Source organism: Salipiger mangrovisoli, assembly GCF_015223355.1.
Taxonomy (GTDB): domain Bacteria; phylum Pseudomonadota; class Alphaproteobacteria; order Rhodobacterales; family Rhodobacteraceae; genus Salipiger; species Salipiger mangrovisoli.
The window spans coordinates 1-14210 of sequence record NZ_JADFFK010000011.1 but is presented as its reverse complement, the minus strand read 5'-3'; the positions used below and the strand labels follow the sequence as shown (position 1 = coordinate 14210).

The 14210-nt window shown below is 68.1% G+C and carries 11 protein-coding genes; 1 reads left to right on the top strand and 10 read right to left on the bottom strand.

All coding sequences use genetic code 11. The features are described 5' to 3' along the window. Window positions 1–5 precede the first annotated feature (5 nt). The 9 genes from IQ782_RS15130 to IQ782_RS15090 form a co-directional block, all read right to left on the bottom strand. Window positions 6–965, bottom strand: coding sequence for an isoaspartyl peptidase/L-asparaginase family protein (locus tag IQ782_RS15130; RefSeq protein WP_194135495.1), 960 nt, complete (start codon window positions 963–965; stop codon window positions 6–8). 59 nt (window positions 966–1024) lie between these two features. Continuing rightward, the gene (locus tag IQ782_RS15125; RefSeq protein WP_194135494.1) at window positions 1025–2563 is read right to left on the bottom strand and encodes a hydantoinase/oxoprolinase N-terminal domain-containing protein; all 1539 of its coding nucleotides are present in this window, start codon (window positions 2561–2563) and stop codon (window positions 1025–1027) included. Next, window positions 2560–3636, bottom strand: coding sequence for a DUF917 domain-containing protein (locus tag IQ782_RS15120; protein WP_194135493.1), 1077 nt, complete (start codon window positions 3634–3636; stop codon window positions 2560–2562). The genes IQ782_RS15125 and IQ782_RS15120 overlap by 4 nt, the downstream gene beginning before the upstream one ends. Window positions 3637–3712: 76 nt before the next feature. Next, window positions 3713–5305 (bottom strand): ABC transporter substrate-binding protein, encoded by a 1593-nt coding sequence (locus tag IQ782_RS15115; RefSeq protein WP_194135492.1) that lies wholly within the window; start codon window positions 5303–5305, stop codon window positions 3713–3715. A gap of 32 nt (window positions 5306–5337) precedes the next feature. Beyond that, window positions 5338–6468 (bottom strand): DUF917 domain-containing protein, encoded by a 1131-nt coding sequence (locus tag IQ782_RS15110; RefSeq protein WP_194135491.1) that lies wholly within the window; start codon window positions 6466–6468, stop codon window positions 5338–5340. Next, a complete protein-coding gene (locus IQ782_RS15105; protein WP_194135490.1) occupies window positions 6461–8035 on the bottom strand; it encodes a hydantoinase/oxoprolinase N-terminal domain-containing protein in 1575 nt (524 codons plus the stop codon). The genes IQ782_RS15110 and IQ782_RS15105 overlap by 8 nt, the downstream gene beginning before the upstream one ends. Before the next feature lie 14 nt (window positions 8036–8049). Then, window positions 8050–9696 (bottom strand): ATP-binding cassette domain-containing protein, encoded by a 1647-nt coding sequence (locus tag IQ782_RS15100; protein WP_194135489.1) that lies wholly within the window; start codon window positions 9694–9696, stop codon window positions 8050–8052. A gap of 1 nt (window position 9697) precedes the next feature. Then, window positions 9698–10582 (bottom strand): ABC transporter permease, encoded by an 885-nt coding sequence (locus IQ782_RS15095; RefSeq protein WP_194135488.1) that lies wholly within the window; start codon window positions 10580–10582, stop codon window positions 9698–9700. Continuing rightward, on the bottom strand, window positions 10582–11610 hold the full coding sequence (locus tag IQ782_RS15090) for an ABC transporter permease (RefSeq protein ID WP_194135487.1): 1029 nt from the start codon (window positions 11608–11610) through the stop codon (window positions 10582–10584). The genes IQ782_RS15095 and IQ782_RS15090 overlap by 1 nt, the downstream gene beginning before the upstream one ends. Before the next feature lie 169 nt (window positions 11611–11779). On the opposite strand from IQ782_RS15090, the gene IQ782_RS30315 reads away from it, so the two are divergent. Continuing rightward, window positions 11780–14095 (top strand): helix-turn-helix transcriptional regulator, encoded by a 2316-nt coding sequence (locus IQ782_RS30315; protein ID WP_338092594.1) that lies wholly within the window; start codon window positions 11780–11782, stop codon window positions 14093–14095. A gap of 13 nt (window positions 14096–14108) precedes the next feature. Here IQ782_RS30315 and IQ782_RS30190 read toward each other — a convergent pair. After that, window positions 14109–14210: helix-turn-helix domain-containing protein (locus IQ782_RS30190; protein ID WP_194135485.1), on the bottom strand; the 102-nt coding region annotated here is incomplete at its 5' end.

Below are 14210 nucleotides of genomic sequence, written 5' to 3'. Positions count from 1 at the left end.
CCCGTTCACAGCCGCACCTCGTGGATGTCTTCATGCGTGGCGACGAAGGCACGGCCCTCGGGCGTGACCCAGCCGCGGAACATGCCGGCGGTGTTGAAGGGCGCGCTGACCTGTCCTGCCGCATCCAGCGCCACCAGCCCCGCGCCGACGATGCCGCTGGTCTGCGAAGAGCCCGCCAGATCCACATGCACCACGTGTTCGGACGCCTGCCCCACGCTTTCGCCAAGATAGGCCATGCGTGCAGCGATCTCGTGGCCGACCACGTGGCGGATGAAGAATTCGCCCTTGCCGGTGCCCGAGACGGCACAGACCCCGTCGCGCGCATAGGTGCCCGCGCCGATCACCGGGCTGTCGCCGACCCGGCCCGCGGGCTTGTTGGTGTAACCGCCGGTCGAGGTGGCGGCGGCAAGATGCCCCGCCGCGTCGAGCGCCACCGCGCCGACGGTGCCGTGCTTCTCGTTCTCGGTGGCCTCGGTGCCCGCCGCCGCATGGGCCTTCATCGCCGCCAGCGCCTCGATCCGCTTCGGCGTGGTGAAATACCCCTGTGGCTCCACCGCAAGACCGGCTCCGGCGGCGAAATTGTCAGCCGCAATTCCGGTCAGGAACACTGCCCGACCGTCCTGCATCAGGGCGCGCGCCGCGCGGACAGGATTGCGGATGCCGCGGGCGGCGCTGACCGCCCCCGCTTCCAGCGTCGCGCCGTCCATGATCGAGGCATCGAGCTCGTGGACGCCCTCCTCGTTCAGCGCCGCCCCGTGCCCGGCGTTGAAATGCGGGCTGTCTTCCATGACCACGACAGCGGCTTCCACCGCGTCGACCGCAGAGCCACCTCCGGTCAGTTCCGCCCAGCCCGCCGCCAGCGCGCGCGCAAGGTCCCGCCGCGCCTCGGCCCAGTCCTCGGCGCTCATGCTGTCGAGAGGCAGCACGCCGCAGCCCCCGTGAATCGCCAGTGCAATCGTCGTCATCACCGTCATCCCGTTGTCATGCTGGGCGGCGCGCGATTTTCGCCCGCGCCGCCCGGTGCTCATCCAAAGCTGATATCACCGATCACCCGCACGCGCACACGCCGCGCGCCGCCGGGCAGGTAGGCGATCGGGATGTCCTCGACCTCGAGCACCTGAAGGCTGGTCTCGTCGGCTCCGGCGGCAACGGCGGCGGATTTCGCCCCGGCCTCGGCGGCCGAGAGCGCCTGATCGCGGCTCATGTCCGAGAACACCTGATCGACCTCGCCCGAGACCTGCGCCATGGCCGCGCCGAGGGCATTGGCGACGCCCGCATTCTCGACCCGCAGCACTTCGGAGGCGCCGGGCACCGCCTCGGGGATCAGGAAGGCCCCGCCGCCCACCGCGATCAGCGGCACGTCCTCGGCAGAGGTCTTCATCTGATCGAAGTTCTCAGCCACCATGGCGCGCATCCGCGCCAGCGTCTGCTGCACGAAGGCCGGGTCGAGATCGCGAACCCGGTCCGCGTCGCCCATCTCGATCATCCCCGCGGCCACAGCGATGTCCGAGGTGGTCAGCGTCTCGCCGCCGAAGACCCGGGCCTCCTGCAGGATGCGGTAGCCCACCGAGCGCGGGCCGATGGCGCCGGTCTCGGGATCGACCATCGTGCCGCCTCCGAGCGCGATGGGCAGCAGGTCGGGCATGCGGAAGAGCGTGCGCACGCCGCCGATGTGGACGATGTTGTTGGCTTCGCGGGGGAAGCCGCCGATCAGGCAGCCGATGTCCGAGGTCGTGCCGCCGACGTCGACCACCATCGCGTTGTCGAGCCCGGTCAGGAAGGCCGCCCCGCGCATCGAATTGGTCGGGCCCGAGGCAAAGCTGAACACCGGGTTCGCCGCCGCCACATCGGCCAGCGCCACCGTGCCGTCGTTCTGCGTCAGGAAGAACGGCGCATCGAGGCCGATCTCCGAAAGCGCCGTCTTGAAGGCCTGCACCGTGGTCCTGCCGAGCGATTGCAGCGAGGCGTTCAGCAGCGCGACGTTCTCGCGTTCCAGCAGGCCGATCCGGCCAAGGCTGTTCGACAGGGTGATCCGCGCCTCGGGGATGACCGAGCGCACGATCTCGGCGGCGCGGTCCTCGCATTCCGTGGTCAGCGGAGAGAAGGTCGCCGAGATCGCCACCGAGGTTACCCCGGCATCGCGGATCCTCATCGCTGCCTCGCGGATCTCGTCCTCGCGCATCGGCACCAGCAGGCTGCCGTCGTATTCGTGCCCGCCATGCACCATGAAGATCAGCGGATCGACCGCGCGATAGAGGTCCTCTGGCCAGTCGCACATCGGCGGCAGCGACGCCCCGGTCGGCATGGCGATGCGGATCGCGGCGACCCGTTCGAGCCGGGCGCGTTCCACCACGGCATTGGTGAAATGGGTCGTGCCGATCATCACCGCGTCGAGCGGACGCGGCGTGTCGCCGATATGCGCTGCGACATGCGCGAGCGCGGATTTCACCCCCGACAGCACGTCCTGCGTGGTGGGAACCTTGATCGAGGCGGTGATCTTGTCGCCGTCGATGAGCACCGCGTCCGTGTTGGTGCCGCCGACGTCAATGCCGATACGCTTCATTGGAATACCGATCTGAAGTCAATGTCATAGCCGAAGGCACGGGGGCCGACGGCCGCCACGCCCGCGGGCGTCGTGAGGATCTCGGGCGCCGGAAGCGCCACCACGCTCACGCGCTGGCCGTAGCGCACGGACTCGGTGCCGATCGCGCTGCCCGACACGCTGTCGAGCAGGCACAGCAAGTCCGGCGTCATGGCAACGGGCGCACCGTCGCGGAAGGCCACGGCCCATTCGTTCTGGAACGCCAGTTCGAGCGTCGCGCCGCGGTCCGCGTCGATGCCCTCGATCACCGTCTTGCCGCGCAGGAAGCCGCCGGTGGTGGTGCGGTCCACGTCGACGATCTTGCCGCGGAAGATCTGCTTGCCCTTGGCGTGGTCCAGCACGGCGGCCACCGGGTCGTCGTGACGGGCGCGCGCCTCGAGCACCACGCGGCCAAGCTCGGTCGCCTGCGTGATGGTGTCGTGGATGCCCCAGTCCTTGACTTCGCGGCCGGTGCGGGGCGCCTTGCAGGTGGCGGCGGTCGAGCCCACGGCGGTGCAGACCGCGCGCGAGATCTTCTCCATCCATTTCCAGCTTTCGGCGCGGGTGACGATCACCTCGTTGTCGCGCACGTCCACCAGCGAGAGCGGAAACATCGACAACCCGCCGATCGCGAAGGAGGTCATCTGCGCCTCGGGATAGGCGCGGCCCATGCAGTCGGCGTTGACCACCGGCCGCCCCAGCAGCGCCGCGGCGAGGAAGGGCGAGAGCGCGTTCGCGCCGCCGATCTCCAGCGCCATGATCGCGCGGAACGGACGGCCGAGGTAATCCTCCATCAGCTCGACGGCGCGGGCCATGTGGCGCGGGTCCTTGAGCCGTTCCTGCCCGACCAGCGGCGCGCCCATGCCCGAGACCACCGCGACCATGTCGTCATCGGCCAGGTCCTCGGGCTGCATCACCTGCACACGCGCGCCCTCGGCATAGAGCCGGCGCAGGTTCAGGGTTGAAAGATAGGGGTTGCCGCCGCCGCCCGTACCCAGAATCCACGCGCCGGTCGCGAGGGCTTCGATATTCTCTTCCGGAAATTCCTGGAGCATCTGTCCACCTTGGGCCTTGCTTGTGCCGGCCCCGCGCGTCGCGGGATCGGTCGATGTCATCGGGTGTCGCCGTCGATCAGTTCGACGGGCATTCCCAGGTGAAGTTCCAGAAGTTCAGGTCCCAGCTCTGCATCGGGACGAACTCGTAGCCCTGAAGGCAGGCGTTGGCCGCGTAGCGGCGCATCGGGGCCACGGCCCAGACGGCGGGCTGCAGGTCGTAAATCGACTGCTGCAGTTCCTTGTAGGTCGCGTTGATCTCGGCCGGGTCGGTCTGGGCGCGCGACTGGTCGATCAGCGCGTCGATCTCCGGGTCCTGCAGCCATTCCATCGACCACCAGGTGCCCGAGGCCTTGGAGTGGTACTGGTTGAAGAACATCGCGTCCGGCGAGGGGTAGCTCGGGCTCACGTTGACCTGCGTCGAGGCCGGGGTGGTGTCGGGGTTGGACGCCAGCTCGACGATGCGGTTCCACGGCTCGGGACGGATGTCGAGCGTGATGCCGATCTGCTCGAGGTTGGCCTGCATCAGCAGCGCCACTTCCTGCTCGAAGGCCAGCGAGGCGACGTAGCTGTTGACCAGCGTGATGTCCTCGCCCGCGTATTTGGACAGCGCCAGCTCTTCCTTGGCCTTCTCCAGATCGTAGACGCCGGTCGGGATCTCGGTGTTGAAGGCGGTCTCGAAGGTGTCCGAGAGCGGGCCGTGCATCGGAACGCCGGGGTAGATGATCTGCTGGATGGTCTCGTAGTCGGTCGCATAGGCGATGGCGCGGCGCACGTGCACGTCGTCGGTCGGGTAGACCTTGGTGTTCAGCTTGATCTGGAAGCCGCCGGCGGTGCGGGTCTGCAGCAGCTTGTAGCCGGGCATGTTGCCGATGGATTCAAAGGTGTCGTTGCCGAGACCATGCGAGGAGAGACCCAGCTCGCCCTTTTCCGCCAGCGCGCGCACGGTGGCGTCGTCCGAGGTCTGCACGAAGCGCACTTCGTCGATCGGCGTGCCCTTGTCCCAGCCGAGGAAGTAGTCGGGGTTGCGCTCGATCACCATGTCGGCCGAGCGGTTGTAGCTGACCAGCGCGTAGGGACCCGACCCGACCGAGTGCTCGCCCACGTAGGCCTCGCCGAGCGCATCCTCGGCGGCGGCGTTGGCTTCGACCAGCTTCTGGTTCAGCACCAGCAGGATCGGGGTCGAGGCAAGGAAGGGCGAGAACGGGCGGTTCAGCTTGATCTCGACGGTGGTCGCGTCGGGCGCGGTGACATTGGCCGGATCGATCAGGTCGACGAGCAGGTTCGACGGGCCCTTGTTGATCTTGATCAGGCGCTGGATCGACCAGACCGCATCCGCGGCGCTGAGCGCCGAGCCGTCCTGGAAGGTGACATCGTCGCGCAGGTGGAAGGTGTAGGTCAGCCCGTCCTCGGAGATCTCCCAGGATTTCGCCAGATGCGGCACGATCTCGCCCGAGGGGGCGACGGTGGTCAGGCCGTCGTACATGTTCACGACCGCCATGTAGCCGGTATAGTCGGTGACCTTCGCCGGATCGAGCGAGCTGAAGATCTGCATCGTGTTGACCACGGTCGAGACCTTTTCCTGCGCCAGCACGGCGGGCGCGGGACCAAGTCCGAGCACAGCGGCGAGCGCAAGGGCCGACAGCCCGCGTTGCTTTGCCAGAATAGACATCTTGTTACTCCTGTTGGGTTTTCTTCTTGGGCTCAGGCGGCCTGCCCCAGCGGGGCAAGCGGCGCAAAGGGGATATCGGGGTAGCCGAAGGCGGCGGGGCCGACGACGTCGAGCGCGCGCGCGGAGCGCAGCAGGTCGTGGCAGGGCACGGCCAGAACCGCGACGCGCTGGCCGTAGCGCAGCATCTCGGTGGTGATCGGGTAGCCGGTGTCGACGTCCAGCACGATGATGAGATCGGGCACGGTCACCTCGACCTCGCCCTCGCGGCGGAAGATCAGGAACTCGTTCTGGATCGCGATGCTGGCGGTCTGGCCCTGGAAGCCGTCGAAGCCGCCGAGTTCCAGGTCGCCCACGGCGAAGCCGCCGCGCAGGTGGCGCTTCAGGTCGGTGATCTTGCCGGTGAACACGTGCCGCCCGCCTTCCAGCGCGCAGACCGTCGCAACGGGATCGTCACCGTTGCGGCGCGCGTCCAGCACCGCCCGGCCGAGGCGGATCGCCTTGGTGTAGCTCTGGGGAATGGCATTCTGGCGCACGAAGCTCGCCGGCATCGGCGCGGTGGCCAGCATCGCCGCCCCGCCCTGCGCCACCACGCAGGCCCGCGCCATGCGTTCGTGGAACACCTCGGTCACCGCGTGCTGGAACACCACGCGGTTGCCGTGCAGGTCGCACATCACCGACGGCGTCGAGCTGTGTCCGTAGATCGAGAAGGTGGTCATCTGCATCTCGGGGAAGGCCCGGCCCATGCCGTCGCAATCCAGCACCGGCAACCCGCCGAGCGCCGCGGCGACCAGCGGGTTCATCGAGTTCGCGCCGCCGATCTCCTCGCAGACGATGGCGTCCATCTTGCGACCGGTCAGCTCTTCCATGCCCTGCAGGCAGCGCAGCCCCTCGCGGCCCTCGCGGATCCGCTCGGTGCCCACCACCGGTGCGCCGATGCCGCCGATGGACATGCAGAGCGCGTCATCGGCGATCTTGTCCGTGGCGAGGATGGTCATCTTGTGACCGGCCTTCATCGCTTCGCGGGTCAGCAGCTTGCCCTGGTAGGGGTTGCCGCCGCCGCCGGTGCCGAGGATCCCGGCGCCGACTTCCAGCGCCTCGAGATCGTCGAGTGTCAGCTCCCACAGGTCGGCGGGATCGTAGCTCAGCTCACGGGTATCAGGCATTTTCGACTTCCATTTCTGCGAGGGCCCCCATTTCCCCCACGACCTTCACGTGGATGCGGGTGGCATTACCGGGCAGGTAGGCGAGGGGCATGTCCTCGCGCTCGATCACCTCGAGGGTCTCGGCGACGGCCCCGGCGGCGATGGCCTGGGCCCGGGCTTCCGCCTCGGCCTCGGCCAGCGCGCTGTCGCGGGTGACGCCATCGGTCAGGCTGAAGATCCGGTCGGTCTCGCCCGAGATCTGCGCGATCGCCGCGCCCACCGCGTTGGCCACGGCGAAGTTCTCGGGGCGGATCACCTGCAGATCGCCGATCTGGTCGGGCATCAGCACCGAGCCGCCGCCGACCGCGATCACCGGCACCGGCTCGGCCGAGATGCGCGCCCGCTCGACACAGGTCTCGAACATCTCGGTCATGCGGGCTGCCGCCGCGGTGACCAGCGCGGGATCGAGGCTGGCCAGCAGCGCGGCATCGCCGATCTCGGCCTTGCCGGTGGCCACGGCGATGTCGGTCGCGGTCAGGGTCTGACCGCCGAAGACCAGCGCCTCCTGGCGGACACGGTAGCCGACGGACTGCGGGCCGATCACCACGCTCTCGGGGGTGCCCTTCACCAGCGAGCCGCCCCCGAGGCCGATCGAGAAGACGTCGGGCATGCGGAAGTTCGTCCGGACCCCGCCGATGTCCACCGAGGTGGAGGCCTGCCGCGGGAAGCCGTGCGACAGCGCGCCGACGTCCGAGGTGGTGCCGCCCACGTCGACCACGATCGCTTCCTTGAGGCCGGTGAGGAAGGCCGCGCCGCGCATCGAGTTGGTGGGACCCGAGGCGAAGGTCAGCACCGGGAACGCCCGGACCGTGTCGGCGGCCATCAGCGTGCCGTCGTTCTGGGTGATGAAGAAGGGCGCCTTCACGCCCGCCTGCTCCAGCGCGTGGCCGAAGGCATGCACCGTCTTGTCCGCGAGCCGCAGCAGCGAGGCGTTCATGATCGCCGCGCTCTCACGCGCCAGCAGCCCGTGACGGCCGATGTCGCGCGACAGCACGACGCTGAGGCCGGGGCATTCTTCCAGCAGGATCTCGCGGGCGCGCAGCTCCATCGCGTCGTTCACACCGGAGAAGACGCCGGTGACCGAGGCCGCCCGGATGCCCTTCTCACGAATTTCGCCCGCGATCCTGCGGATCTCCGGCTCGTCCAGCGGCGACAGGACACGGCCGTCGAACTCGTAGCCGCCCTTCACCTGGTAGCCGTGGTCGCCGACCATCTCGCGGATGTCCTCGGGCCAGTCGACCATCGGCGGCAGACCCGCTCCCGAAGGCAGGCCGAGGCGGATGGCGGCCACCGGGTCGAGGTGCCGGCGCTCGATCACCGCATTGGTGAAATGGGTGGTGCCGATCATCACCGCGCCGATACGGGCGCGGTCGATCCCCGAGGCGGCGATCACCTGTTCCAGCGCCTCGAACACGCCCGAGGTCACGTCCTCGGTGGTCGAAGCCTTGATCCCGGCGAGCACCTCACTGCCCTTCAGCACGACGGCATCGGTATTCGTGCCGCCTACGTCGATTCCTACGCGATACACCAAAGGCTCCTTCATCAATCAGTGGTTTTGACCAGGAAGGCTGCACGCTCTTCCGGGCTGACCGCGGGCTTGTAGCGTTCCTCGTCGTCGGTAACGACCGGGATCGCCGCGATCAGCGCGCGGGTATAAGGGTGTTTCGGGTCGGCGAAGATCTCGGGCGTGGCGCCTTCCTCGACGATCTCGCCGCGCAGCATGATCGCCAGGCGCGAGCAGAAATTGCGCATCAGCGACAGGTCGTGCGAGATCATGAAGTAGGTCAGCCCCAGCTCCTCGCGCAGGTGCAGCAGCAGCTCGATCACCGTCTTCTGCACCGACACGTCGAGCGCCGCCGTCGGCTCGTCGAGGATCAGCACCTTGGGATCGGCGGCCAGCGCGCGCGCGATGGCGACGCGCTGCTTCTGCCCGCCCGACAGCTCGTGCGGATACTTCGCCAGGTAGGACACCGGCAGGCGCACCAGCGCCATCAGCTCGGCCATGCGGGCGTCGCGCGCCGCGCCGGTCAGCCCGGCGTATTTCAGCGGCAGGCCCAGGCTCTGCTTCACCGTCCGCTTGGGGTTCAGCGAGGTGCCGGGGTTCTGGTAGACGATCTGCGCCAGCGGACGGCCGGGGTTCGGCGTGCCCTCGACGGTGACCGTGCCAGAGGTCGGGCGGCTGAGCCCCATCATCATCCGCGCGACCGTGGTCTTGCCCGAGCCCGACTCCCCGGCAAGGCCGAAGATCTCGCCCTCGCGCAGGGCGATCGACACGTCCTTAACCGCGGTGAAGCGCTTGCCGTGGCGGCCGAATTGCTTGCCGAGCCCGGTCGCCCTGACGATGGGCGCCTGCGCGCTGATCTTCTGGGTCTGCACCCGCGGCCCGTAGAGCGGCGGCACCGCGTCCAGCAGGCCGATTGTGTAGTCATGTTCGGGGGCCGCGAGGATCTTCTCGCAGGGACCGGCTTCGACGATATCGCCGTGCCGCATCACCACCACGCGGTCGGCGACCTTGCGCACCACCCCGAGGTTGTGGGTGATCATCAGCAGCGCCATGCCCTCTTCGGCCACCAGCGTGTTGATCAGGTTGAGGATTTCGTCCTGCGTGGTCACGTCGAGCGCGGTGCCCGGCTCGTCGGCGATCAGCAGCTTCGGCTGGTGCAGCAGGGCCAGACCGATCAGCACGCGCTGGCGCATGCCGCCCGACAGTTCCGACGGGTAGGCATTCATCACCCGGTCCGGATCGGCCAGCTGCACGCGGCGCAGCACGGCGGCGATACGGGCGCGCCGCTGGGCACGGCTCGATTTCACCCCCTCGCGGCTGTCGGCGAAGCGCAGCACGTCGTCGAGGTGGGTGCCGATCTTGAACACCGGATTAAAGGACGACAGCGGGTCCTGCATGATCAGCGAGAAGGCCGAGCCCTTGAGGGCATCGCGCGCGCCGCGCGGCAGTTCCAGCACGTTGCGCCCTTCCACCTCGATCCGCCCGGCGCTGACCGTGGCATTGCGTGGCAGCGTGCCGAGGATCGCCTTGGCGGTGACGGACTTGCCCGAGCCGGTCTCGCCGATCAGCGCCACGCGCTCGCCCGCGCCGACGGTGAACGAGATGTCGCGCAGAACCTGCCGGGTCTGGCCGTAGGAGGTGAACAGGACGTCGAGTCCCTCGACTTTCAGAAGTGCGTCGCTCATCTCAGCCCTCCATATCGAACATGTCGCGCAGACCGTCGCCCAGAAGGTTGAAGCCGAGCGTGACGTAGAGAATGACCGCGCCGGGGCACAGCACCTCCCACCAGAAGTCGGGCATGAACTGCCGCCCGTCGGCCACCATCGAGCCAAGGTCCGGGGTCGGGGGTTTCACGCCGAACCCGAGGAAGCTGAGGGTTGCGCCGAAGAGGATCACGAAGGCCGCGTCCAGCGTCGTCTTGACCGAGATCACCGAGACGCAGTTGGGCAGGATCTCGCGGAAGAGGATGTGCATCGGGCCAGCCCCGGCGATGCGGGCGGCCTCGATGTAGTCCTCCGAGGCCACGGATTTCGACACCGCGTAGATCAGCCGTGCGTGCCAGGTCCACCACAGCAGGGTGATCGCGATCATCGCGTTCATCAGCGTCGGCTCCAGCAGGTTCGACACGGCCAGCGCCATCACCAGCGGCGGCATCGCCAGCATCACGTTGGTCAGCCCGGTGATGATCCGCTCAGTCCAGCCGCCGAAATAGCCAGCGGCGAGGCCGAGCACCGTGCCGATCGGCACCGAGATCCCGAGCACGCCGATGACCAGCAGCAGCGAGATGCGCAGGCCGAAGACGGCGCGCGAGAAGATGTCGCGCCCGACCTTGTCGGTGCCGAACCAATGCGCCGCGTCCGGCGGCAGGTGGCGCGCACGGAAGTTCACCACGGCGCCTACGTCTTCCGGCTTCGGGGTGATGTAGGGCGCGAGGATCGCGAAGATCACCGCCGAGAGCACGATCAGGGTGCCGATCACCGCCGCGGGATTGCGGCTGAAGCGGTACCACATCATGTAGCTTGCGCTGAGATCCTTGTTGTCTCCGTCCAGAGCCATCTTCACCTCGGACATCAGCGGGCCTCCTTGCGGCGCATGCGGGGGTCGATGATCGAGATCAGGACATCGACGATCAGGTTGGCGACGATGAAGAACAGGCCCGACACCAGCACCACGGCGGTGACCGCGTTCAGGTCCTTCTGCAGGATCGCGTTGAGCCCGTAGGAGGCGAAGCCGCCCCAGGAGAAGACCATCTCGATGACGAAGGCATTGCCGATCAGCGAGGCGAACTCGAGCCCCATGATGGTCAGCGGCGCGATCGACGAGAGCTTCAGCAGGTAGCGGAAGATGATCACCCGTTCCGGCACGCCGAAGCTCTGCAGGGTGAGCACGTGGTCCTTGCGGCGGTTCTCCAGCATGGCCGAGCGGGTGATCCGGGTGATCTGCCCGATCCCGGCCATCGACAGGGCGACGGCGGGCAGCGCGAGATGCTGGAGCGCGCTGAGAAAGACGTCGATCCGCCCGGCGAGCAGGCTATCGACCAGCATCAGCCCGGTCGGCCCGCCCGCGAAGCCAAGCCCGTGATCCATCCGCCCGATGATCGGCCAGTCGCCGAAGTAGCGCGCGGCCAGAAGCTGCAGCGAGATGGCGAAGAGGAAACTCGGGATGGTCACCCCGACGAGCGACAGCAGCCGCCCGACGTGATCGACCCAGAGGTCGCGGAAATGCGCGGTCATGACACCGAGCGGAATGGCCACGGCGAACATGATGACCACCGCGACCAGCACCAGTTCCACCGTCGCGGGCACTGTCTGGGCAAGGTCCGTGGCGACCGGGCGCTGCGACAGCAGCGACATGCCGAGATCGCCCTGAAGGGCGCGCCCCATGTAGGAGACGTATTGCACCGGCAGGGAGTCATCGAGCCCCATCTCGCTGCGCAGGGCGCTGACCTGTTCCGGCGTGGCGGTGGGGCCGAGCGCCATGCGGGCCGGGTCGCCCGGAACCACCCTGGCCAGCACGAAGATCATGATCGACAACACGACCATGACCAGCACGAAGGTGCCGAGCCGCGTCAGGATGGCAGTGAATGGGTTTTGCTGCATCAGCCGGAAAGCTCCCGCTTGGTCTCTTTCGGGCGACTATTCTGCAGCGGCCGGGGTCCGACAATTTGAGGATGGTATGGGTTTTGACAAAAATGGTATAGGTCTTGGAATGACCAAGACCCCCCTCCCTTCGGCAAGATTGTTGCGTCCTCGGCTCGTCGATCGCATCGTGAGCGATCCGACCGGCTCGGTTTTCCTGCGCGCCCCGGCCGGGGCCGGGAAGTCGGTCCTGATGCAACAGGCGGCGGAGCGGGTCGGTGCGGCGGTCTGCGCGCTGCACGCCCCGCGCCCGAGCGACGTGCAGGATGGCTGGCTGTTCTGGGACGTGCCGAGCTCGGCGCGCACCGCGCGCCTGTCCGCGCAGGTGGCGGATACGGTGGCGCATCTGGTGATCGCGCATCGCCCGAGCCAGAAGATCACCGGGCTGGCCCGGCGGGTCCTGCACGGCGGGGCACAGACCATCGACGCGCGCGCGCTCAGCTTCAGCGCCGAGGAGATCGACACGCGGCTTCCCGCGCCGGTGATACGGCGGCTGATCGAGCAGTACGCTGGCTGGCCCGCGTTCCTGCCGCTGGCGGACACAGCCGATCACGAGCTGGCCGCGGCCTATGTCGGCGAGACCTTTCTCAGCCAGCTCTCTCCCGCGCCGACGACACGGCTGTCGCTCTGGCTCGAGGCCCCTGCCCCGGACCCGGAAGACGACTGGTGCGACGCCCTGCCGCCATTCCTGCTTGCCGCCCCCGACACGCAGGCCGAGCTGATCGCCGCGCTGCGCAGTGCCACGGCGGCGCGGCTCGAGGGATTCTCGAAGTCCGCCGCGGTCACCGAGGTCGCCACCGCACTCGAGGCCGCGCACCATCCGCTCGCGGCGATGCAGCTGCTGCTGGATCACGGCCACGAGGCGCATGCGGCACAGATCCTCGCCCATTCCCGCGGGCTCGAGCTGATCTACGAGTCAAACCTCGACGAATTCAGCCGGATCATCCTGCGTTTCTCGCAGGAGACCGTCGCCACCAATGAAACCGTGCTCTTCGCGATCACCCGCACGCTGATGAAACAAGGAGAGTTCCAGCGCGTCCGCCAGCTGGTGGCAAAGCACCTTGGGTCGGACTACCTCGACCCGCTGAAAGTGTTGTCGCGCGGCACGCGCTTTTCCTTTGCCGCCCGGCGCTTCCGCCTGAACATGATGATCAGCGAGGACATGACCCCCTCGGACGCGATGTTGCAGCGGCTCGGCGAGTTCATGGCCGATTACCCGGTGGGCGACGACCAGAAGTGGGCGGCTTTCTACAATGCGCTGCTCGAGTTCGAGATTCGGCGGCGCAACTTCCGCGAAGCCGAGGCCGCCGCGGCCCGCGCCCTGATCTACTTCCGCAAGATCGGCGGCCACCCGTTGCTCGAATTCTTCATCCACCTGCATCTGACCGTCCTGCATCTGACCAACGGCGATGCCCGCATGGCCCGTCCCGCGGCGCGAACGGCGCGCGAGAGGCTCCACTCGGTCACCCATCCGGTCGAGCAGGAGTTCCGGATGCTCCGCCTCGTCGAAGCCGCGCTGGCCTACGAGGAGGGCCAGCCGCAAAAGCTGGTTGCCTTTCTGCAGCAGGATTTCGACGCCTTCGCCCGCGCCGAGATCTGGCCGAGCCTGTTCCATTTCGCCATCCAGTACAGCTCGCAGGCGGTGATGGACCATTACCCCGCGAGCATCCGTCCGCGGTTTCTCGACGGACTTTGGCTGCACCTCGCGGAGCGGATGGACCTGTTGCAGACAATCCAGATCCGCACCGCAACGGCCTATCAAAACGAGGGCCGGATCGGCGATGCCGAGACGGCGCTGCAGAACCTGCGCGCCACGCAGGCGACCCCGGCCGAGGCCATGACGCCCGACTGGCTCTGCGCGCTGCAAGAACGCGACCAGATCACCCTTGCCACGGCGCGCCTGCGCTGCGCGGTGCAGCACCCCGCGCCGGGGCCGCAGATCGACCGGCAGGTCGCCGCGCTCGAGAGCAATCCGAAGGCGACCTTGCGAGAGAGCGTCGCGCTGAAGATCTGGCGCGCCCACCTTGCCCACAAGCGGCGCGACACCGCCGCGGCGCGCAGCCATCTACACTCCGCGCTGATATCCGCCTCTCGGCTCGGCTGCTTCGGGGTGCTGTCGGAGCAACGGATCTTCCTCGCACCGCTGCTGCGCGAAGCCCGCATCCGCCAGCATCTCGAGACCTCGCCCGACATCCGCGCCACCCTGGCGATCTACGCCGGATCGATCTCCACCCCGAAGGCGAAGGCGCGCGCCGGGGGGCTGACCGAGCGCGAGGCCCAGCTTCTGCAGCTGATCGCGAGCGGCAACCCCAACAAGCGGATCGCGCAGACGCTGAACATCGCCGAGCCGACGGTCAAGTTTCACCTCTCCCGTCTCTACGCGAAGCTTGGTGCCAAGAAGCGCGGCGAGGCGATCCAGTCCGCGCACGCGCTGGGGTGGCTGTAGCGCAGGCGCAGGATCAGGCCGCCGGCCCGTGTTCCTGCCGCAGCGCCTGCGGGGTGCAGCCGAAGCGGCGGCGGAACATGCGGCTCAGGTGCGACGAGTCGCAGAAGCCGCAATC